The sequence below is a fragment of the Bradyrhizobium sp. BR 10289 genome (genome assembly GCF_019455385.1).
GTDB lineage: Bacteria > Pseudomonadota > Alphaproteobacteria > Rhizobiales > Xanthobacteraceae > Bradyrhizobium.
In genome coordinates this window covers 71,818-93,104 of the sequence record NZ_JACOFR010000027.1, presented here as the reverse complement: position 1 = coordinate 93,104, position 21,287 = coordinate 71,818, and the positions used below count along the sequence as shown (strand labels likewise).

At 65.4% G+C, this 21,287-nt stretch carries 23 protein-coding genes; 8 read left to right on the top strand and 15 right to left on the bottom strand.

Annotated elements, in window-relative coordinates; all coding sequences use genetic code 11:
• Positions 1-897, bottom strand: an 897-nt coding sequence (locus tag HYH08_RS31665; protein ID WP_220013751.1) for a cell division protein FtsX, incomplete at its 3' end; no start/stop codon positions are given.
• Positions 890-1,549 carry a cell division ATP-binding protein FtsE gene (ftsE, locus tag HYH08_RS31660; RefSeq protein WP_220013750.1) on the bottom strand — a complete coding sequence of 220 codons (660 nt, stop codon included), beginning with the start codon at positions 1,547-1,549 and terminating at the stop codon, positions 890-892. The genes ftsE and HYH08_RS31665, both read right to left, overlap by 8 nt.
• 173 nt (positions 1,550-1,722) lie before the next feature.
• Here ftsE and HYH08_RS31655 point away from each other — a divergent pair, with 173 nt between their 5' ends.
• On the top strand, positions 1,723-2,601 hold the full coding sequence (locus tag HYH08_RS31655) for an MJ0042-type zinc finger domain-containing protein (protein ID WP_220013749.1): 879 nt from the start codon (positions 1,723-1,725) through the stop codon (positions 2,599-2,601).
• A gap of 59 nt (positions 2,602-2,660) precedes the next feature.
• Entirely contained in the window at positions 2,661-3,035 is a 375-nt protein-coding gene (locus tag HYH08_RS31650) for a response regulator (protein WP_220013748.1), read from the top strand.
• 152 nt (positions 3,036-3,187) lie between these two features.
• On the opposite strand, the gene HYH08_RS31645 is transcribed toward HYH08_RS31650, so the two are convergent.
• Complete coding sequence (locus tag HYH08_RS31645) at positions 3,188-4,342, bottom strand: DUF4175 family protein (protein ID WP_220013747.1); 1,155 nt, start codon at positions 4,340-4,342, stop codon at positions 3,188-3,190.
• On the bottom strand, positions 4,330-6,279 hold the full coding sequence (locus HYH08_RS31640) for a TIGR02302 family protein (RefSeq protein WP_220013746.1): 1,950 nt from the start codon (positions 6,277-6,279) through the stop codon (positions 4,330-4,332). The genes HYH08_RS31645 and HYH08_RS31640 overlap by 13 nt, the downstream gene beginning before the upstream one ends.
• Before the next feature lie 166 nt (positions 6,280-6,445).
• Between HYH08_RS31640 and HYH08_RS31635 the strand changes: the two genes are divergently transcribed.
• The gene (locus HYH08_RS31635; protein ID WP_008567285.1) at positions 6,446-6,829 is read left to right on the top strand and encodes a carboxymuconolactone decarboxylase family protein; all 384 of its coding nucleotides are present in this window, start codon (positions 6,446-6,448) and stop codon (positions 6,827-6,829) included.
• Positions 6,830-7,055: 226 nt separating this feature from the next.
• Positions 7,056-7,943 carry an NAD(P)-dependent oxidoreductase gene (locus tag HYH08_RS31630; protein WP_220013745.1) on the top strand — a complete coding sequence of 296 codons (888 nt, stop codon included), beginning with the start codon at positions 7,056-7,058 and terminating at the stop codon, positions 7,941-7,943.
• A gap of 146 nt (positions 7,944-8,089) precedes the next feature.
• On the opposite strand, the gene lysA is transcribed toward HYH08_RS31630, so the two are convergent.
• From lysA to argH, 3 genes are all read right to left on the bottom strand, one after another.
• On the bottom strand, positions 8,090-9,355 hold the full coding sequence (lysA, locus tag HYH08_RS31625) for a diaminopimelate decarboxylase (RefSeq protein WP_220013744.1): 1,266 nt from the start codon (positions 9,353-9,355) through the stop codon (positions 8,090-8,092).
• 23 nt (positions 9,356-9,378) lie between these two features.
• Positions 9,379-9,669, bottom strand: coding sequence for an LPS translocon maturation chaperone LptM (lptM, locus tag HYH08_RS31620; protein ID WP_220013743.1), 291 nt, complete (start codon positions 9,667-9,669; stop codon positions 9,379-9,381).
• A gap of 100 nt (positions 9,670-9,769) precedes the next feature.
• On the bottom strand, positions 9,770-11,161 hold the full coding sequence (argH, locus tag HYH08_RS31615; RefSeq protein ID WP_220013742.1) for an argininosuccinate lyase: 1,392 nt from the start codon (positions 11,159-11,161) through the stop codon (positions 9,770-9,772).
• Between the two features lie 103 nt (positions 11,162-11,264).
• On the opposite strand from argH, the gene tlpA reads away from it, so the two are divergent.
• The gene (tlpA, locus tag HYH08_RS31610) at positions 11,265-11,930 is read left to right on the top strand and encodes a thiol:disulfide interchange protein TlpA (RefSeq protein WP_220013741.1); all 666 of its coding nucleotides are present in this window, start codon (positions 11,265-11,267) and stop codon (positions 11,928-11,930) included.
• Positions 11,931-11,937: 7 nt separating this feature from the next.
• Here the strand turns inward: tlpA and HYH08_RS31605 are convergent, their stop codons facing one another.
• From HYH08_RS31605 to HYH08_RS31580, 6 genes are all read right to left on the bottom strand, one after another.
• Positions 11,938-12,132, bottom strand: a complete 195-nt coding sequence (locus HYH08_RS31605) for a putative motility protein (protein WP_220013740.1) — start codon at positions 12,130-12,132, stop codon at positions 11,938-11,940.
• 189 nt (positions 12,133-12,321) lie between these two features.
• Positions 12,322-13,203, bottom strand: a complete 882-nt coding sequence (locus tag HYH08_RS31600) for a 3-hydroxybutyryl-CoA dehydrogenase (protein ID WP_220013739.1) — start codon at positions 13,201-13,203, stop codon at positions 12,322-12,324.
• Between the two features lie 208 nt (positions 13,204-13,411).
• A complete protein-coding gene (locus tag HYH08_RS31595; protein WP_220013738.1) occupies positions 13,412-14,356 on the bottom strand; it encodes an electron transfer flavoprotein subunit alpha/FixB family protein in 945 nt (314 codons plus the stop codon).
• Positions 14,356-15,105, bottom strand: coding sequence for an electron transfer flavoprotein subunit beta/FixA family protein (locus HYH08_RS31590; protein ID WP_220013737.1), 750 nt, complete (start codon positions 15,103-15,105; stop codon positions 14,356-14,358). Before HYH08_RS31590 ends, HYH08_RS31595 begins: the two co-directional genes overlap by 1 nt.
• A gap of 141 nt (positions 15,106-15,246) precedes the next feature.
• On the bottom strand, positions 15,247-15,819 hold the full coding sequence (locus HYH08_RS31585) for a cob(I)yrinic acid a,c-diamide adenosyltransferase (RefSeq protein ID WP_220013736.1): 573 nt from the start codon (positions 15,817-15,819) through the stop codon (positions 15,247-15,249).
• A 2-nt stretch (positions 15,820-15,821) separates the two neighbouring features.
• Complete coding sequence (locus HYH08_RS31580) at positions 15,822-16,016, bottom strand: twin transmembrane helix small protein (protein WP_220013735.1); 195 nt, start codon at positions 16,014-16,016, stop codon at positions 15,822-15,824.
• Positions 16,017-16,454: 438 nt separating this feature from the next.
• Between HYH08_RS31580 and HYH08_RS31575 the strand changes: the two genes are divergently transcribed.
• Positions 16,455-17,348, top strand: coding sequence for a YihY/virulence factor BrkB family protein (locus HYH08_RS31575; RefSeq protein WP_220013734.1), 894 nt, complete (start codon positions 16,455-16,457; stop codon positions 17,346-17,348).
• Here HYH08_RS31575 and HYH08_RS31570 read toward each other — a convergent pair.
• Both HYH08_RS31570 and gluQRS read right to left on the bottom strand, forming a co-directional pair.
• On the bottom strand, positions 17,275-18,549 hold the full coding sequence (locus HYH08_RS31570; protein ID WP_220013733.1) for an ATP-binding protein: 1,275 nt from the start codon (positions 18,547-18,549) through the stop codon (positions 17,275-17,277). The genes HYH08_RS31575 and HYH08_RS31570 overlap by 74 nt on opposite strands.
• A gap of 103 nt (positions 18,550-18,652) precedes the next feature.
• Positions 18,653-19,522 (bottom strand): tRNA glutamyl-Q(34) synthetase GluQRS, encoded by an 870-nt coding sequence (gluQRS, locus tag HYH08_RS31565; protein ID WP_220013732.1) that lies wholly within the window; start codon positions 19,520-19,522, stop codon positions 18,653-18,655.
• 127 nt (positions 19,523-19,649) lie between these two features.
• On the opposite strand from gluQRS, the gene HYH08_RS31560 reads away from it, so the two are divergent.
• Entirely contained in the window at positions 19,650-20,297 is a 648-nt protein-coding gene (locus tag HYH08_RS31560) for a DNA-3-methyladenine glycosylase family protein (RefSeq protein ID WP_220013755.1), read from the top strand.
• Positions 20,298-20,425: 128 nt separating this feature from the next.
• Positions 20,426-21,286 carry a helix-turn-helix domain-containing protein gene (locus HYH08_RS31555; RefSeq protein ID WP_220013731.1) on the top strand — a complete coding sequence of 287 codons (861 nt, stop codon included), beginning with the start codon at positions 20,426-20,428 and terminating at the stop codon, positions 21,284-21,286.
• The last annotated feature ends 1 nt before the right edge of the window (position 21,287 follow it).

The window sequence follows — 21,287 nt, the reverse complement described above, 5'->3', positions numbered from 1 at the left end:
GGCCTGCACCGCGAGCACGATGTAGCCGGAGGGCCGCAGCGAGAAGGTGCCGAGCAGGGCGGCGAACTGGTCGCCAACCGGCGTGCCGGAAAACCAGCCGGCGATCGACTCGGAGAAGCCGAACACCAGCATGGCGGCACCGCCGCCGATCACGCCGCCTTCGAGGCCGAGTCTGAGGAAATGACGCAGAAAGCGGTTAGCGATGTAGCGGTCGCCGGCGCCGACGAAATGCAGCACCTCGACGATCGGGCGGTTCGCCGCCATGGCGCCGCGGGTCGCGAACGACACCGAGATGATGGTGGCGATGATGACGAGCGCGAGGATGCCGAGACCGGCGAGCACAGTTGCATTGGTCATCGAGCGCATGCGCTCGATCCAGGCGCGATGATCGTCGACGCTGGCGCTTGGTGCGACCTGCGCCACGCGGGCGCGCAGGGCGCCGAGATCGAGCGCCGTGCCGGGCTGGACGCGGGCTATGATCATGCGCGGCACCGGCAGATCGTCCATCGACAATCCGGTGCCGAGCCAGGGCTCGAGCAGCTTGCCGCTTTCATCCTTGGTGAACGGCTTGACCTCGACGATGCCTGGCTGCGCGCGCATCGCTTCGGTCACCGCCGCGGTATCGCGATCGAGATCGCGCCCCGTTTGTGGACGAACCTGGATGGTGATTTCGCTGGCGACATCCGACTGCCATTCCGCGGCGGAGGCGCTGACCAGCAGCACCGTGCCCGTCGTCATCGACGCCAGGAACGTCATGATGGCGACGACGGCGACCAGCGCACGGCCGTGGATCGAGGCGCGCGGCACGATCGGCGACATGTTGCGCGCCTTGGCCGGAAGCTGCGGACGCTCCTGTCCGAGATCGACCAATACGCCGCGCTCATCCGGCCTACTCATAGACGTGCAACCGTCCCTGATGCAGCACCAGGCGGCGCGCCTCGTACTGGTCCATCAGGGCGATATCGTGGGTTGCGATGATGACGGCAGTGCCCGACTTGTTGAGCTCGATGAAGAGCCGCAGCAGGCGGCGGCCGAGCGTCGGATCGACGCTGCCGGTCGGCTCGTCCGCAAGCAACAATTGAGGTCGCGAGATCACCGCGCGCGCAATCGCGGCGCGCTGCTTCTCGCCGCCCGACAGGATCGGCGGCAGCGCGTCCATGCGCTCGCCGAGCCCGACCCAGCGCAGGAGGTCGATGACCTCCTTGCGGTAGCTGGACTCGCTGCGGCCCATGACGCGGAACGGCAGCGCGACATTCTCATACGTCGTCATATGATCGAGCAGACGGAAGTCCTGGAGCACGATGCCGATGCGCTTGCGCAAATCGGCGATCTCGTCCTTGCCGAGCTGCGAGATGTCGTGGCCAAACAGATTGACGAGGCCGCGCGTCGGCCGGTGCGACAGGAACAGCAGGCGCAGCAAGGACGTCTTGCCGGCGCCGGACGGGCCGGTGAGGAACTGGAACGAATGCGCCGGGATCTGGAAACTGAGGTCACGGAGGATCTCCGGCCCCAGACCGTAACGCAATCCGACATTTTCGAACCGAACCAAGTTCAGCTCCGTTCGAGAGGGGGCCGCGCCGCGGCACCTCGCCACACGCAATCAACGGTTTTTGCGACCGTTATGGTTTCCGGTTCGTTAACGGTCGCCTTGTAGCATTTGGCTCGCCCGGCTCTCCGCGCCCGGGTCATCGTCAAGACAAGTCCGTGCATCAAGGCCTACCCATGCATATCGTCTGCCCTCATTGTACGACATCCTACGCCATCAAGCTTGCGAGCCTGGGGGCGAATGGGCGGACGGTCCGCTGCTCACGCTGCAAGGAGACCTGGGTCGCCTATGCCGAGGATGCCATCGAGGAAACGCCCGTCCCGGCCATGGCCGCAGCCCGCCAGGCCGACGACCACTCCGACCTTGCCGCGGAATGGAACTCCTACGCCAAGGACGACGGCGCCGCCGACACCCCTGTTGTCGACAGCCCCTCGATCGCCAGCGATTGGCCGGCCGAGGACGCCAGCGAGGTCGAGGACGAATGGTCGGCTGCCGCCCGGGCTGCCGAAGAAGAGGCCGTAGGCGCCCAGCACCGGTCCTGGTTCCAGGGCCTGTTCAGCCGACGCGGGGCAAAGGTGAAGCGACCGACCCCCGCCGTGGTACCGCGAAAATCCCATTTCGGCCTGCCGACCGCCTGCGCCGGCATGGGCGCGCTGGTCGTGGCCCTGATCGTCTGGCGCACCGACATGGTGCGGCTGCTGCCGCAGACGGCGGCCTTCTACAAGCTGGTCGGCTTCGACGTGAACCTGCGCGGGCTGGCCTTCAAGGACGTCAAGCTCTCCAGCGAGACGGTTGACGGTAAGCAGGTGCTGGTAATCGAGGGCGTGATCGTCGGCCAGGGCAAGAAGCCGCTGGATATCCCGCGCCTGCGCTTTGCGGTGCGCGACGCCCAGGGCGCGGAGATCTACGCCTGGAACACCGTGCTGGAGCAGACCGTGCTGCAGCCCGGCGAGCGCGCCTTCTTCCGCTCGCGCCTGGCCTCGCCGCCGCCGGAAGGCCGCAATATCGACGTTCGCTTCTTCAACCGGCGCGACATTGCCGGCGGCAGCGTATAATCGATTGCGCAGGTCCCGCGAGCAAGGCCGGCCGCGAGGTTGGTCCCAAGGTTGATCCTATGCCAAAAATTCTGATCGCCGACGACGAGGATTCGATGCGCCAGTTGGTGGCGCGCGCCATCGCCATGGACGGCCACGAGACCGTCACCGCTCAGGACGGCGCCGAGGCGCTGGAGATCCTGACCCGCGAGGACGGTGCGTTCGATCTCCTGCTCACCGACATCCAGATGCCCGTGATGGACGGCATCGCACTGGCGCTCTCCGCCGCGCGCGATTTTCCGGACCTGACGATCCTGCTGATGACCGGCTTTGCCGACCAGCGCGAGCGCGCCTCGAACCTCAACGCGCTGGTGCATGACGTCGTGACCAAGCCGTTCTCGGTTGCGGACATCCGCACCGCCGTGGCGGACGCGCTGGCGGCGAAGAAGAGTTAGCGCGCGGGGCAACCCACACATTCCGCTGTCATGCCCCGCGAAGGCGGGGCATCCAGTACGCCGCGGCGAACCCTGCGAGAGCGAGTTCGCCAAACCATGTCTCTGGAATACTGGATCGCCCGCCTGCGCGGGCGATGACACCGAGAGTAACTTCAAAAATCCTTCAGCAGCCGCTCGATATAATCAAGCTCGATCTGCGGGCGCGAGGGATCCCCTAAGCGGCGGCGGAGCTCTTCGAGGATGCGGCGGACGCGCTGGGCGTCGATCTCGCCGGGAATCTTGACCGTGTAATCGTCGCTGAACTCGCGGCCGTGAAGCGGGCGGCCGAGCGGGTCGGTCTGGTTGCCACCGCTCTGCTGGCGACCGGCACGGTTGCCGGGACCATCGCCCTGCCCCTCGCCGTCGCCCTGCTGCATCGCCTCGGCCATCTTCTGCGCCCCCTTGCGCAGAGCGTCGAGCGCCTTGCCCTGCGAGTCCACGGCGCCATCCGCATTGCCCTCGCCGAGCTTGGAGCCGGCATCGCCCATGGCGCCGTCGGCGGTGTCCAGGCTGCCGTCGTCGTCACCCTGGTCGTCGCCGTCCTGATCGCCGTTCTGGCCGGTCTGGCCCTGCTCACCCTGCTGGCCCTTTTGCCCCTGCTGCTTCTGGCCCTTTTGTCCCTTCTGCGTCAGGCCGCGCTTGGCAAGCTCGTCCTGCAGCTTCTTCAGCCGGTCGCGCAGCGCCTGCTGGTCCTGCTGCAGGTCCGACATCGACTGATCGCCCTGCTGCTTGCCGCGCGAGCGGTCCCGCCGGGAATCCTGCCCCTGCTTGTAAGTCTTGTCGCGCAATTGCTGCTGCTTGCGGATCATGTCGCTGAGCTCATTCAGCGCCTGTTCCATCTCGCTGTCGCCGGATTGTCCCGGCTGCGCCATCTGGAGATTTTCCATGATCTGCGCGAGCTGCTCGAGCATGCGCTGCGCGGCTTCCTTATTGCCCTCGCGCGCCGCCTTCTCGATCTGCTTCAGGAGCTCGTCGAGATCGCGCTGCGTGATGACGGAGCGATCGCGATTGGAGGACTGGTTCCGTTCCGTCGCCCGCTTGTACTCCTCGAGCTTCTGGATGGCGTCGGACTGGTTGTCGAGGCTCTTGCCGGATTCCTTCTGCCGCAGGCTGTCGCCGGAATCCTGCATCGCCTTTTCGGCACTGTCGAGCAGCGCATCGGGATCCTGATCCTGCTGCGCCGCGACCGACGGCAGGCCTCCCAGCAGGACAGCGAGGCAAGCGATCGAGATCGCCTTCAAGACTGGCACGCGCGCTAGCTTCCGCATTTCCGGTCCCGCGTCAATTGATTGGCCCCGTCGTCGCCTTTGTTGGCCCGGTTGTTCGCCGACTTCCGATAGGCCTGAAGCTGCTCCCGCAAGGCGTCCTGCTGCTTCGACAGCTCTTCCAGCTGCTCAGGCGAGGCTTTCTGAGTCTTCTGTTTCAGCTCGACGGCCTTGTCGAGGATGAGCTGGACCTCCGCCGGGAATGGCTGCCGGGGTCCAAGCGGATTCTGCTCGGCACGCCGGGCGAGATCGCGCACCTTTCCGGCCATGGCCTCGCGCAGCTTCTGCGTCAACACCCTGATCTCGTCCTCGCTGGCGCCGCGTTCCAGCGCCCGCTTGAGCGCGTCCTGCGCCCCGCGCAGTGCCGCGTTGACACTGCCAGCGACACCGTCGTCCTCGATGGTGACCGCGAATGCCCACATGCTCGACACCACCTCGCGCAGCGCCTCGTCGGTGCGCGCGGCCTCGAGTTGGGACGCCAGGCTGCGCAGGCCGAGATAACAGCCGGCATCCGGCGTGAACAATTCGGGCGCGATCATCAGCGCGTCGAGCGCGGCATAGACGTCCGAGTTCTTGTTGGCGTCGAGCGCGAGGATGCGGCGCTGCTCGATCAGCGCGCGCGCGAGCGAGTTGGTGAAGAGACGCTCGGGCAGGCGCATGTTGAAGGGCTCGCTCTTCGCCTCATTGCCGGCCTCGTCCTTGGCAGTGAGCGTCAGCGTGACGTCGGCGCCGGCATAGGGATATTCGCTGAGATCCTTCACGGTCTGGCCGACGCCGTTGCGAGTGCGCGCATTCGGCAGCACCAGCGGGAATTGCGGCGGCGGGAACAGCGGCCGCGCCGCGGCCTTTGTATCGGCATCCTTGGGGTCGGCATCCTTGCCAGCGTCCTTGCTGTCGGCAGGGCGCAGGCCGATCTGCGCTTCGGCGCCGGTGACGCCGTAATCGTCCTCGATCTTGTAGGAGAGCTGGAGCGCGCCGCGGGCCTGCCGCTCCGGATCCTTGGCCAGCGAGATCGTCGGTGGCCGGTCCGGCGTTGCCGCAAACGCCCATTGCGGCTGGCCGGAGGGCGCGCGGACATGCGCGGTGCCATCACCGGTGATGGTGAAATGCTTCTCGTTGGTGCCTTTTGGCGCGGCCTCGGCAGGCGCGACTTCCTTGAGGCCGCCGGAGACGACAACATCGAGGCTGCCGCCCGAGGAGCGCACGATCAGGGTCGAGCCGGCGGGCACGGCCAGCGGGCCTGATGCCGATAACGCTGCGGCCTCCTTGTTGGCGGCCGACAGGATGATCGGCGGCTTGCCGGTATAGAGCGGCGGAGTCACCCAGGCGTCGACGCGAATATTGGTCGGGGCCAGCACGCCGTTCCAGTCGAACGCTGCTCCGAGCCGCATCGCGCGCTCGTCGCCGGCCGCAAAGAAGGTCGCAACCAGCATCACCATGACCAGCGCGCGTAGCGCCCAGGGATCATGCAGCGCCAGCCGCGGCTGCGGCAGGCCGGCCCGGATGCGCCTGAGCGAGGCCAGCGTGCGCTCGCGCTGCGCCTGCCACAGCGCCTTCGCGATCGGGTCCTGCGAGGTCAGCGTGTCCGTCAGCGTGGTGGCCGGACGGTGACGGATGCCAGAGCCGCGATCGAGCCGGCTCAAGGCTTCCTCGCGGCTCGGCCAGCGGAAGCGAATCAACGGGAACAGGGCGGCAATCGCGATGCCGGCGAAAACGACGAGGCCGATGGCGCGGGCGATGAACGGCAGCGCCAGCCACAGCCCGGCCCAGGACACCACCAGGAACAGGCCGATGACGGTCAGCAGCCGCGCCAGATGGGGCCAGGCACGCTCCCACGCGATGGCATAGATGGCCCGATCGAGGGCCTGCGCCAGCTTCAGCCGCGACAGAGCGTCGCCATCGCGGATCGGGTCTGACGGGTCGGGGGTGACGCCGTTCAATCAGCTCTCCAGGTTGCCCGGTAGAGTGAAGCGTACCACAACGGCAGCACTGAGGCATCCGTTCCTGTACGGGAGACACCCCTTTTCCCGCATAACACGAGGACGTGACTGGCCCCCCGTAACCCCGTAATTTCCGCGCCGTCACCTGAGGGAAAAAGGAAACGTCATGGACAAGAAGATGCACGATAAGGGCCTCGAAGTCCGCAAAGCGGTGCTGGGGGAAGCCTATGTCAACAACGCCCTGAAGAACGTCGACGACTTCAACCGTCCGTTTCAGGAGATGCTCAACGAATATTGCTGGGGCACGGTTTGGGGCCGCGAGGAGCTGCCGCGCAAGACCCGCAGCATGCTCAACATCGCGATGATCGCGATCCTCAACCGCCAGCACGAGTTTCGCGCGCATCTGAAGGGCGCGTTGACGAACGGCGTGACCCGCGACGAGATCCGCGAGATCCTGATGCAAGTCGCGATCTATGGCGGCATGCCGGCCGCCGTCGACAGCTTCCGCATCGCGCGCGAGGTGTTCGCGGAGATCGACGGGAAGGCGTGAGAAACAACGCCAATCTCCGCTGTCGTCCCGGACAAGCGTGAGCGCAGATCCGGGATCCATAACCACAGCGAGATGTGGTTACGAGGACTCGGAGTTGCCATTTCGCGCCAGCACTCCTCCCTGGGATTATGGGTCCCGGATCTACGCGCGCTTCGGGCGCGCTTGTCCGGGACGACACCGAGGGTGGGAAGCTCGCAACGACGAATAACAACCACAAGGAAACACCATGGACATCGGATTCATCGGCCTCGGAAACATGGGTTTCCCGATGGCGCGGCGGCTGATCGAGGCGGGACACAAGCTCGTCGTGTTCGACACGCGCAAGGAGGTCGTCGACAAGCTCGTCGCGCGCGGCGCCACCGCTGCGACCTCGCCGAAGGACGTCGCCGACCAGGTCGAGACTGTGATGGCGAGCCTGCCATCGCTGCAAGCCTCGCTCGAGGTCGCGACCGGCGCGAATGGCGTGATCGAGGGCAGCCGTGCAAAGCGCTTCATCGATCTCTCCACCGTCGGCTCGACGATGGCGGCGAAAATTCACGGCCTCCTGGCCAAGCGCGACATCGTGCAGATCGACTGCCCCGTCTCCGGCGGCGTCGGCGGCGCCGAGAAGGGCACGCTGGCGGTGATGGTGTCGGGACCGAAAACCGAGTTCGAGCTGCTCAAGCCCGCACTCGACGTGATCGGGAAGGTGTTCTTCATCGGCGAGCAGCCAGGTGCGGCGCAGACCATGAAGCTCGCCAACAATTTCCTCTCCGCGACGGCGATGGTGGCCACATCGGAAGCGGTGGTGATGGGCGTGAAAGCCGGGCTCGATCCCGCCGTGATGATCGATGTCATCAACGCGGGCTCCGGCATGAACACCGCAAGCCGCGACAAGTTTCCGCGCTCGGTGCTGCCGCGCAGCTTCGATTTCGGCTTCGCGACGGGATTGATGGTGAAGGACGTGCGGCTGGCGCTGGAGGAGATGAAACAGCTCGGCCTGTCGATGGAGGTCGCCGACGCCGTGGGGCGGCTATGGGAGACCGTGATCGCTGCGGAGGGCGCCGAGTCCGATTTCACCGCGGCGATCAAGCCGATCGAGAAGAAGGCGGGGGTGGTGGTCGGAAAGAGGTAGCGCCTACGCGAATCGCGCATTTGTCGCCGATTGCCTCGGCCGATCAAACAGCTGCGCCGGACAACCCCGCGTCATGCGGGCAACCCCGTGTCTACTGTGCATGGGGTTGTTTTCCAAATTTTGGTGGCGGCCGCGCGGGTGCCGCTTCACAGCCACGGCGCGGGCGTGTCCATCCCGATCAGTTGCTCGACCTCGATGCGCGGGCGCACGACGGCGTACTGGTCGCCCTTCACCAGCACTTCCGGCACCAATGGCCGCGTGTTGTAGGTGCCGGCCTGCACGGCGCCATAGGCGCCGGCGGTCATGATCGCGAGGAGATCGCCGGCCTTCGGCATCGGCAACGCGCGATCGAGCGCGAGATAGTCGCCGGTCTCGCAGACAGGGCCGACGACGTCGGCCAAGATCGTCGCCGCGTCCTTCGCCGGCTGCGTCACCGGCAGGATGTCGTGATGGGCCTCGTACAGCGTCGGGCGGATGAGGTCGTTCATCGCGGCGTCGATGATGACGAAATTCTTGCCGTCGCCGTGCTTCACGTAAATCACCTTGGCGACGAGGATGCCGGCATTGCCGACGATCATGCGGCCCGGTTCGAACATCAGCGTGCAGCCGAGATTGTGGCTGACGCGCTTGACCATGGCGGCATAGGCGTCGGGCGCCGGCGGCGCCTCGCGGTCCATGTAATAGGGAATGCCGAGGCCGCCGCCGAAATCGACATGGCTGATGTCGTGGCCGTCGGCACGCAGCGTCTGCACGAATTCGGAGAGGATGCGGAACGCTGTCTCCATCTTGGAGAGGTCGGTGATCTGGCTGCCGATATGCACGTCGGTGCCGGTCACCTGGATCCCGGGCAGCTTCGCGGCGCGCGCGTAAACCTCGCGGGCATGAGCGAGCGGAATGCCGAACTTGTTCTCGGACTTGCCGGTCGAGATCTTTGCGTGCGTGCCGGCATCGACATCGGGATTGACGCGGACGGAGATGCGCGCGGTCTTGCCCATCTCGGTCGCTAGACGCGAGAGCAGCTCGAGCTCGGGCTCGGATTCGACGTTGAGGCAGAGGATGTCGGCGGCGAGCGCGGCACGCAGCTCGGTCTCGGTCTTGCCGACGCCGGAGAACAGGATCTTGCTGGCGGGGATGCCCGCGGCCAGCGCGCGCTTCAATTCACCGCCGGAGACCACATCGGCGCCGGCGCCGAGCCTCGCCAGCGTGCGCAGCACCGACTGGTTCGAGTTCGCCTTCATGGCGTAGCAGACCAGCACCTTCTCGCCGGCGAAGGCATCGGCGAAGACGCGGTAGTGCCGCTCGAGCGTCGCGGTCGAATAGCAATAGAACGGCGTGCCGACCGTGGCAGCCAGCTCGGACAGATTCACCGCCTCGGCGTGCAGCACGCCGTTGCGATAGTCGAAATGGTTCATGGCGTTGGCTCAGTTGCCCCAGCCTACCGGCCGGTTTTATCGTCCAGGAGCGGGTCGAGAACAAAGGATCTTTTACTGCCCTTGGGCGCCACAGGAGGGGCGTCCGCACCATAGGTGGGATTGAACACGCTTGGTGTTTTCTGGGCTTCGATCTCGGTATCTGTTGGCGCGGCGATGTTGGCCGTGGACGCGCTCGAGGCGGTCGGCGGCAGATCCAGCGGGCCCTTGCGGCCGCAGCCGGCCAGCGCAAGCGCCGTCAGGCTCAAGACAATGATGGCCCACCCCGAGCCGGCCGGGCGAAACTTTGACGTCACGACGAAATCCCCACTACGCGGGCCGCACCATACAGAGATTGGCGCGCTCTGGCGAGAGCCGGATGACCATGAAACATCAGCGAAATTTTGCCCCCCAGCCCTATTTCCGCTCTTTTTCCAGCCGCTTCGCCCAGGCCTTGGCCTGCGACATCACATTCTTCGGCGCGGTGCCGCCGAAGCTGGTCCGGCTCTTCACGGACGATTCGACCGAGAGAACGCCGAGCACGTCCTTGGTGATTTTCGGCTCGATCGCCTGCATCTCCTTGAGCGGCAGCTCGTGCAGCGCCACGCCGCCCTCGGCCGCCTTGGCGACGATGCGGCCGGTGACGTGGTGAGCATCGCGGAACGGCATTTTCAGCGTCCGCACCAGCCAGTCGGCAAGATCGGTCGCGGTGGCATAGCCCTCGCCGGCGGCAGCTTTCATCTTCGCTTCGTCGGGCACGAGGTCGCGGACCATGCCGGTCATGGCACGGATCGCCAGCGACAGCGCGGCGAAGCCTTCCATGGCGCCCTGCTTGTCCTCCTGCATGTCCTTTTGATAGGCGAGCGGCAGGCCCTTCATGACGATCAAGAGGCCGTTGAGCGCGCCGATGACGCGGCCGGTCTTGGCACGCACCAGCTCGGCGGCATCCGGGTTGCGTTTCTGCGGCATGATCGAGGACCCCGTGGTGAACTTGTCGCTGAGGCGGATGAGGCCCACCAGCGGCGAGGTCCAGATCACGATTTCCTCGGCAAAGCGCGACATGTGCACGGCGCAGATCGAGGCGGCCGACAGCGTCTCCAGCACGAAGTCGCGATCGGAGACCGCATCGAGCGAGTTCGCCATCGGGCGATCGAAGCCGAGCGCTTTCGCGGTGGCGTGGCGATCGATCGGGAACGAGGTGCCGGCGAGCGCGGCGGCGCCGAGCGGCGATTCATTGAGCCGCTTGCGTGCGTCCTGGAAGCGACCGCGGTCGCGCGCGGCCATCTCGACATAGGCCAGCAGATGATGACCGAACGTCACCGGCTGCGCGGTTTGCAGATGCGTGAAGCCCGGCATCACGGTCGCGGCATGCTCGAGCGCGCGATTGACCAATGCGGCCTGGAACGCGGCGAGCGCGGCATCGGTCTCGTCCAGAACATCGCGGACATAGAGACGGAAATCGGTCGCGACCTGGTCGTTGCGCGAGCGCGCGGTGTGCAGGCGGCCGGCGGCGGGGCCGATCAGCTCCGACAGACGGCTCTCGACGTTCATGTGAATGTCTTCGAGCGCGCGCTTGAACGTGAAGCCGCCCTTGCCGATCTCTGACAAAATCGTGTCTAGACCCTTGCCGATATTTTTCGCATCAGAGGCCGTGATGATGCCCTTTGCGGCGAGCATCGCAGCGTGGGCCTTGGACGCGGTGATGTCCTGGGCAAACAGGTGACGATCGACGTCGATGGAGACGTTGATTTCTTCCATGATCTCGTCGGGACGTTCCGAGAACCGGCCGCCCCACATCTTGTTGCTCATGATCCCCTGCTCACGCCTTGTCTTTTGCCGCAGATTTGCTGGCCGCAGCCAGCCGTATTAAGAGGCCCCTGATAGCCATATCTGCGACCGGATGACAAACGATATGCTCGATAAAAAGCCCTCCGCCACGCGCCGGATCCCGCTCGTCATCGCCACCGTGGTGGTCGGCGGGCTGGCGGGCTTTGCCGCCCTGTACGGGCTGGGCCTGAGCCGGGCCCCTTCGGGCGATCCGACCTGCAAGCCGGCGGTCGCGACGGCGCAAAAGATCGCCCCGCTCGCCCATGGCGAGGTGGCCGCGCTGACCATGGCGAGCGCGCCGCTGAAGCTGCCCGACCTCAGCTTCGAGGATGCCGACGGCAAGCCGAAGAAGCTGTCCGATTTCCGCGGCAAGACCCTGCTGGTGAACCTCTGGGCCACCTGGTGCGTCCCCTGCCGGAAGGAGATGCCGGCGCTGGACGAGCTTCAGGGCAAGCTGTCGGGGCCGAATTTCGAGGTGGTGGCGATCAATATCGACACCCGCGACCCCGAGAAGCCGAAAACCTTCCTGAAAGAGGCCAATCTGACTCGTCTGGGCTATTTCAGCGACCAGAAAGCCAAGGTTTTCCAGGATCTTAAGGCGATAGGCCGGGCCCTGGGCATGCCGACCTCGGTGCTCGTCGATCCGCAAGGCTGCGAGATCGCGACGATCGCGGGGCCGGCGGAATGGGCGAGCGAGGACGCGCTCAAGCTGCTGCGGGCCGCGACCGGGAAGGCCGCCGCGTCACTTTAGGGGAAGTTCAGGCGGTGACGTTGAGGTTGCCGCCGACGCCGGGCCCGACATTGGCGAGCGAGGGTTGACCGGCGCCCAGCAGCGTCAGGACGGTGGATTTCTCCATGTCCATGTTCTGCTTCGTCAGCGTCGCCGCAATATTCGACTGCAGCGCGCCTTGCTGAGCGGTCAGCATGGTGCTGACCATTGCCATCATGTCCATTACGCGAACCCTCGTATTGGGCGTAACCTAGACGCGAGCGGTTAATGGGACATGAATTGTCACACAATGGAGCCACGGCCGAGGCGCCGTAGGGTGGGCAAAGGCGCACTTGCGCCGTGCCCACGATCTCTCTCGATCGCAAAAAATGCGTGGGCACGCTACGCTTTGCCCACCCTACGGCACCGCGCTCTACCTCGTCGGAAGCGGCTTGGCGCCGCGATAGTCGTAGAAGCCGCGCTGGGTCTTGCGGCCGAGCCAGCCGGCCTCGACGTATTTCACCAGCAGCGGACACGGGCGGTATTTGGAGTCGGCCAGCCCCTCGTGAAGCACCTGCATGATCGACAGGCAGGTATCGAGGCCGATGAAATCGGCGAGCTCCAGCGGGCCCATTGGGTGATGGGCGCCGAGCTTCATCGCCGCGTCGATCGCCTCGACGTTGCCGACGCCTTCATACAGCGTGTAGATCGCCTCGTTGATCATCGGCAGCAGGATGCGGTTGACGATGAAGGCCGGGAAATCCTCGGACACCGCGACCTGCTTGCCGAGCTTGGCGACGAATTCCTTGGACGCCTCGAAGGTCTGGTCGTCGGTGGCGATGCCGCGGATCAGCTCCACCAGCTCCATCAGCGGCACCGGGTTCATGAAGTGAATGCCGATGAAGCGCTCGGGCCGGTCGGTGGCGGCGGCCAGCCGCGTGATCGAGATCGAGGACGTGTCGGAGGCGACGATCGCCTCCGGCTTCAGCACCGCGCAGAGCTCGTGAAAGATCTTGCGCTTGACCTCTTCCTTCTCGACCGCGGTCTCGATTACGAGGTCGCAGTCGGCGAGGTCGTCGAGCTTCTCGGCGAGCTTGATGCGCGCCATCGCCTTGGACTTGTCGTCCTCGGTCACCGCCTTCTTGGAGACCTGGCGCGCCAGATTGCCGTTGATGGTGGCCATGCCCGACTTGAGACGGTCGGCCGAGACATCGTTGAGCACCACGTCGAAGCCGGCCAGCGCTGCAACATGCGCGATGCCGTTGCCCATCTGCCCCGCGCCGATCACGCCGACCTTCTTGATTACTGCCGCCATAATGTCATCCACCGGAACGGCGCGCATATCGCGCCCTGCCTATCCCTGAGCCGGGAGGTCTGATTTGACCAGGAGCCCGATTTAATCAGAACCCGGGCTCGAAACCTAGATTGGATCGCTTCGAAGGCGTGCCCCACGCCAAAGAAAACGCCTCATAAATGAAACACCGGCCGGAGTTTATACCTCCGGCCGGTGTTTTTAGCGTGTTTTACTTGCCGAGCTTGGCGAGTTCGTCGGTCAGCTCCGGAACCGCCTGGTAGAGGTCGGCGACCAGGCCGTAATCGGCGACCTGGAAGATCGGCGCGTCCTCGTCCTTGTTGATCGCGACGATCACCTTGGAGTCCTTCATGCCGGCCAGATGCTGGATCGCGCCGGAAATGCCGACCGCAACATAGAGCTCGGGGGCCACGACCTTGCCGGTCTGGCCGACCTGCCAGTCGTTCGGCGCATAGCCGGCGTCCACCGCCGCGCGCGAGGCACCGACGCCGGCCCCTAACTTGTCGGCGAGCGGCTCGATGTATTTGGCGAAGTTCTCGCGGCTCTGCATGGCACGACCACCGGAGACAATGATCTTCGCCGAGGTCAGCTCGGGACGATCGCTCTTGGCGACCTCCTCGCCGACGAAGGACGACAGGCCGGGATCGGCCGCCGCCGCCACGGTCTCGACCGGCGCGCTGCCACCTTCACCCGTCGCGGCGAAGGTGGAGGTGCGGACCGTGATGACCTTCTTGGCGTCCTTCGACTTCACCGTCTGGATGGCGTTGCCGGCATAGATCGGACGCTCATAGGTATCGGGGGCGACCACCTTAATGATCTCCGAGACCTGCATGACGTCGAGGAGGGCTGCGACGCGCGGCATCACGTTCTTGAAGCGCGAGGTCGCGGGCGCGACGATCGCGTCATAGGACGGCGCCAGCGAGACGATCAGCGCAGCCAGCGGCTCGGCGAGATCGTGCGCGTAGAGCTCGCCGTCGGCGAGCAGCACCTTCTTGACGCCGGCGAGCTTGGCGGCGGCATCCGCCGCGGCCTTGGCGTTCTGGCCGGCTACCAGTACCTCGACATCGGCGCCGAGCGCGGCGGCGGCGGTCAGCGTCTTGTTGGTCGCATCCTTGAGCGACGCGTTGTCGTGTTCGGCAATCAGCAGCGTCGTCATCAGAGCACCCCGGCTTCGTTCTTGAGTTTCGACACCAGCTCGGCGACGTCCTTGACCTTGACGCCGGCCTTGCGGCCTGCCGGTTCAGTCGTCTTGAGAACCTCGAGGCGTGTGGCGACATCGACGCCGTAATCAGCGACGGTCTTCTCCGCGATCGGCTTCTTCTTCGCTTTCATGATGTTCGGCAGCGAGGCGTAGCGCGGCTCGTTGAGACGCAGATCGGTGGTGACGATCGCCGGTCCCTTGAGCTTGACGGTCTGGAGGCCGCCGTCGACTTCGCGGGTGACCTTGAAGTCGGAACCTTCCACCTCGAGCTTCGAGGCGAAGGTCGCCTGCGACCAGCCGAGCAGCGCGGCCAGCATCTGGCCGGTCTGGTTCGAATCATCGTCGATCGCCTGCTTGCCGAGGATGATCAGGCCGGGCTGCTCTTCGTCGGCGACCTTCTTCAGGATCTTGGCGACGGCGAGCGGCTCGACGGTGCCCTCGGCCTTCACCAGGATGCCGCGATCGGCGCCCATCGCAAGACCGGTGCGGATCGTCTCCGACGCCTGCGCAGGTCCAATGGAGACCACCACGACTTCGGTCGCCTTGCCGGCTTCCTTCAGGCGCAGCGCTTCCTCGACCGCGATCTCGTCGAACGGGTTCATGGACATTTTGACGTTGGCGAGTTCAACGCCCGATCCATCGCCCTTGACGCGGACCTTGACGTTGTAATCGACCACCCGCTTTACCGGCACCAAGACCTTCATCGATCCTCTTTCACTCAATTTGGGAGGGGGGTTATTCAACTGGCGCGGAACCTAAAGGCCTGATCCGGCCCGGTCAACGCGCGAAGGGGCCTAATTTTAGTCCCCTGAAATGCGCCGCTCAATGGGTCAGCAATCTTGGGGTCAGCGATTCTGGCCCGGAACCCAGAGCACGTCGCCAGCGCCATTATGGTTAGCGGCTCGGCTGGCGACGAACAGGAAATCCGACAGGCGGTTCATATACTGGATGCCAGCGCTACCAACGGTCTCATTGGGCTGGGCCGCCAGTTCCACCATCACACGTTCCGCCCTGCGGCATATCGTGCGCGCGACGTGGAGGGTGGCTGCGGCCGCCGTGCCGCCGGGCAGCACGAAAGAGGTCAGCGGCGCGAGCTTGTCGTTGAGCGCGTCGATGTCGCGCTCGAGCCGTTCGACCTGGCTTGGCACCACCCGCAGCCGCTCAGCTTTGCCTTCTCGTTCCGGCACTGCAAGGTCGGCGCCGAGATCGAACAGGTCGTTCTGGATGCGGCCGAGCATCGCGTCGAGCTCGGGCATGTCATGGGTGTGGAGGCGAACAACGCCGATCGCGGCATTGGTCTCATCGACCGTGCCGTAGGCTTCGATGCGCAGATCGTATTTCGGACGACGCTCGCCGGTTCCAAGCGCTGTCGTGCCGTCGTCACCGGTCTTCGTATAGATGCGGTTGAGTACCACCATGTTCAGCGCCCCATCGCCCAAACCGCAATCATCGCAATCACGATCGCCACGAACTGAAGCAGCACGCGCCAGCGCATCAGCTTCTGCGAGGTGTTGGGCGAGCCGCCGCGCATCATGTTGACGAGACCGAGCAGCAGCACCAACGCCACGGCGCCGGCTGCCACCGGCAGGATGAAAGTACTCAGGAGAGATGCCATTGGGGGGTGATAACACCGTGTACGCCGGTCCGCTATGGCGTCCCCGTCATTCCGGGGCGATGCGAAGCATCGAACCCGGAATCCATCGGACGGCGTTATAAGTGGCGAGATGGGATTCCGGGCTCGCGCTGCGCGCCCCGGAATGACGACGGGGATACTTCGCAATCTGGCTTTTCCGCCAATAATATCAGAAGCTCATGAGATGATTTCCGATTTGCGTCCGCCGCTGCCCCTCTTCGCCTCTCCCCGCTTGCGGGGAGAGGCCGGAATGCGCGCGAAGCGCGGATTCCGGGTGAGGGGGACTCTCCGCGAGTCTCGCTATCGCCGTCCCAGCGGAGAGTCCCCCTCACCCGCCGCGCGTTCCGGACGATGCTTCGCATCGCTCGGCGCGCGTCGGCCTCTCCCCGCACGCGGGGAGAGGCGAAGGTGGAGCAAGCCGTGAAAGCGATCCGCTACATCTACTGCGTGCTGGAGGATGCGTTCTATACGTTCCTGGCCGATGACGGCTGGGCGATCGCGAGCCACATCGCGCTGTCGACACTGATGGCGCTGTTCCCGTTCCTGATCGTGCTGACCTCGCTGGCAGGCTTCTTCGGCTCCAAGGAACTCGCCGATCAGGCCGCCAGCCTGATGCTCCAGATCTGGCCCAAACAGGTCGCCGATTCCATCTCGGGCGAGGTCCACGACGTGCTGACCACGACCCGGACCGGCATCCTGACCATCGGCGCGGCGCTGTCGGTCTATTTTGCCTCCAACGGCGTCGAGGCGCTCAGGGTTGCGCTGAACCGCGCCTATGCGGTGGTGGAGATGCGGCGCTGGTACTGGCTGCGGCTGGAATCGATCGGCTACACGTTGGTCGCCGCCTTCACCGCGCTCGCGATGGCGTTCCTGATCGTGCTCGGCCCGCTCTTCATCGAGGCGGCGCGGCGCCACATTCCGCTGTTCGTCGAATCCAATGAGAGCATCCTCACCTGGCTGCGCTACGGCATCACCGTGGCCGCACTGGTGGTGGCGCTGCTGATCCTGCACGCCTGGCTGCCGGCGGGCCGGAGGAGCTTCTTCCAGATCCTGCCCGGCATCGTCTTCACCATCGTGGCCTCGCTGATCTCGGGCATCGTGTTCGGCCAGTATTTGGCGCGCTTCGCCAACAACTACGTGACGATGTATGCGGGGCTGGCCTCGGTGATCATCGCGCTGGTGTTTTTGTATTTCATCGCCGCGATCTTCGTTTACGGCGGCGAGCTCAACGCCGCGATCATCAAGTCGCGGCTTCCTCACGGCGTGTCGCTTCAAGCAGCGCAGTCGCTAAAGCCCGCGGAGACACAGGCTTGACCAGGAAGGCGTCGGCGCCGGCCTCGCGCGAAGCCGCCTCGTCCTCGCCGCGACCGGACACGCCGATGATCGGGATCTGAGCCAGCGGCGGCGCCATGGTGCGGATCCGCCTGATCGCCTCGACGCCGTCGATGCCCGGCAGCACCATGTCCATCAGCACCGCGTCGAAGGTGCCCCGCTCCAGCCGGTTCACTGCGTCCTCGCCGCGACCGATGAACTCGGCATGATGGCCGAGCTCGGTCAGGATCGTGTTGAGCACGACGCGGCCGAACGGATTGTCCTCCACGCTGAGCACGCGCAGCGCCGCGGCGGCGTCCATCTCGGCTTCGCCCTTCGATTTGCTGGATTTGGCCGGCCCTGCCGCGTCCAGCGACACCGTCAATGTGAAGGTGGCGCCGCCGCCGCGCCGCGGCGCGACGCTGATGTCACCGCCCATCGCGCGCGCCAATTGTTTCACCGATGATAGCCCGAGGCCCGCGCCGCCGAAGCGCGAGGCGATGGTGACATTGGCCTGGGTGAACGGGCGGAACAGCCGCTTGATCTCGGCCATGGAGAGGCCGATGCCGCTGTCCGAGACCGAGAAGGCGACGCCGACCCTACCCTTGGCCTTGTCGCTCCTTTTGCCCTTCTCTTGATCTTTGGCCGGACGCCAGGGCGCGACCGCGAGCGCCACGGCGCCATGTTCGGTGAATTTGACGGCATTGTCGATCAGGTTCTCCAGCGCGGCGCGCAGGCGAACGGGATCGCCGACCACGAGCCCCGGCAATTTGTCGGAGATCTCAACCTGGGCTTGGAGGCCCTTGGCGGCAGCCCGCCCGGCCAGCGAATCTCCGGCGCTGCGGGCCAGCGTCCGCAGGTCGAACAGATCCTGCCGCAGCGTGCTGCCACCCTTTCCCGTTCTGGCCGCATCGACGAACAGGGTGGCAAGGCTCGCCAGATGCTCGGCGCCGGCCTTGATCGTGTCGGCCCAGCGCCGCTCCCGCTCGCCCAGATCGGAGGTCGCGAGCAGGTCGCTGATCGCGAGAATGCCGGTCAGGGGGGTCCGGACCTCATGGGCAAAGGCAGCGAGCGCCGCCTGGACAACGTCGGGCGTGACCGCCTTGGTAGAGCGCTGGCGCGACCGCCCGGCCGCCCCGGACCGCTTCCGAGGCGGTCGCCTGGACGTCCGCGTGGTGCGCACTGCGCGCGTTTTCGCCGCCATAATTCCCCTTCGAAGGATCCGCTTCGAACCCGGGCTGTCGCGCAAGCATGACACGACGGAACCCCCGGAGTCACGGCAGCGTTTCGCTAACCCCCAGAGAAACTTAACCTAATCCCACCAGCGGGCGGACATCGGCGGGTGCGACGCCCGCGCTGCGCAACTCCCGCAGCCCGGTCGAGCGGCTCGATTTCGACAGCTTCCGCCCCGCGCTGTCACGAATCAGAGCGTGATGGCGATAGGTGGGTTCCGGCAGGCCGAGCAGGACCTGGAGCAGGCGGTGCACCGAGGTGGCGTGAAACAGGTCCCGGCCGCGCACCACTTCGCTGACGTTCTGAAGCGCATCGTCGACGACAACAGACAGATGGTAGCTGGTCGGCGTCTCCTTGCGAGCCAGGATCACGTCGCCCCAGGATTCCGGTCGCGCCGCGATAATGCCGCGCTCGCCATCCGGCCCCACGCCGAGCTCGCTCCAGCTCAAGCCGCCGACGCGACGGCAGGCGGCCACCATATCGAGCCGGAGCGCATAGGGGACGCCCGAGGCGATCAGTCGTGTCCGCTCGTCGGCAGAGAGCGACTTCGCATCCCCAGGATAAAGCGGCGCGCCGTCGGGATCGCGCGGCCAGGGCCTGTCAGCCTCGCGCGCAGCGACCAACCTTGCGGTCTCGGCGCGGCTCTCGAAGGCGGGATAGACGAGGCCGAGCGCGGTGAGTTTTTCCAGCGCAGCGCGATAATCAGCAAGATGCTCCGACTGCCGCCGCACCGGCGTCTCCCAGACGATCCCGAGCCAAGCGAGGTCTTCATAGATCGCCGCCTCGAACTCCGGCCGGCAGCGTGTCGCATCGATGTCCTCGATCCGCAGCAACAGCCGCCCGCCCGTCTCGCGCGCGCGGTCGAAGTTCAGCAGCGCGGAATAGGCGTGGCCGAGATGCAAGAGGCCATTCGGGCTGGGGGCAAATCGGAAAACGGGTGGCATGAAGTCTCGCGCTATTCGTCATTGCCGGGCTTGACCCGGCAATCCATCCTCCATGACTCTGTTACGATAGGAGATGCATGGCCGGGTCAAGCCCGGCCATGACGTCGGAGAGAGCTTGCCGAGCCACATGACCATCCACCTCGAAACCCAGTCCGATCTCGAAGAGGCCGTCCACGCGCTGGTCAAGCGCGATCCGCGGCTCAAGCCGGTGCTCGAGATCGCGGGCATGCCGGCGTTGCGGCGGCGGGAGCCGGGGTTTGCGGGGCTGGCGCATATCGTCTGCGGGCAGCAGCTCTCGACTGCGAGCGCCGCGGCGATCTGGGGACGTCTGTCGGCCGCGTTCGATCCGTTCGACCATGACGCGGTGCGCCGCGCCCGTACCGACCGGCTGGGCCGGCTTGGCCTGTCCGCCGCCAAGATCAAGACGCTGAAGCATCTCGCGCGCGAGATCAGCACGCAGCGGCTGAACCTGGACGTGCTCGCGGAGGAAGACGCCGAGGCGGCGCACCATACCCTGATCGCGCTGCCCGGCATCGGCCCGTGGACGGCAGACGTCTATCTGCTGTTCTGCCTCGGACACGGCGATGCGTGGCCGGCCGGCGACATCGCCGTGCAGGAGGGGATCAAGGTTGGCCTCGGACTCAAGGCGCGACCGACAGAAAAGCAGATGGCACCGCTCGCCGAACCTTGGCGACCGCTGCGTGGCGCCGCCGCGCATCTGTGGTGGAGCTATTATCGCGTGATCAAGAAGCGCGAAGGTGTGCTCACGGCCTAGGCAATCGTTGCAAGAATCGTCACAGCTTTTCACGTCTCCGTTATGTTCTTGCTGTTGCACGCAAAAGGTCCGATTTCGCCTTCAGCCTCGATCGGATTGTTTGAATATTGCGAACGAGGCGCTTCGGCTTGACAAAATTTGGTCAGTTCATTGGGACCCGAAGCGATGGTGGTCCTCCTCGGACGTTCCGTACTCAAAGTGCTCCCGGCGAGAGCGGCGTCTCTGTTCTGCGCACCCGCCTGAACGGCGACACGCACTTCCACGCCACCGCGCAACAGCATCTGATCAGCTTTCAACTTTCGCCCTATCTTCGGCTCCGATGCCGCATGGCAGGGCGACAACTCGAGCACGATCCGGTCAGAGGCACGCTTGCGATCTGTCCGGCCGGGCTCGATTGCGCGGTGAAGACCGTCGCGCCCGCCGACATGCTCATCATCGCGGTCAAGCCGGAGCAACTCGCACTCGCCGCCGCCGAAGACTACGAGCCCGAGATGGAATTGCCCGAGTGTTTCTCAGGCTACGATCGGAGGCTTCTGGATGCGGCACAGTTGCTGGCATCGGAAAGCGCCCAAGGCTATCCGAACGGCCCGTTGTTCTGGCACGACGTCGCAAGCCGCTTCTTCGGCTGTCTGTCGTTCGGCCATATGTCGAAGCCCGGCCGCATGTCCCGAGGCCGCCTCAGCCGGCCCACATTGCTGAAGATCAGGGAATACGTTCTTGCGAATCTCGCCGAACCGATCGAGGTCGATGAATTGGCCGCACTTGTCGGCCGCAGCCCCTTCCACTTCTCCCGCGTATTTGCTCGATCAATTGGCATGACGCCGTATCGCTATGTCGTACATCTCCGCCTGCAAGAGGCATTGCGCCAACTACGCGAGGGACGGATGCGACTGGCCGAGATCGCCGCCGAGACCGGCTTCGCCGATCAAAGCCATCTGTCACGGTGGGTTCGGCGCGTGCACGGCGTCTCCCCGAGCGAGATCCACTAAA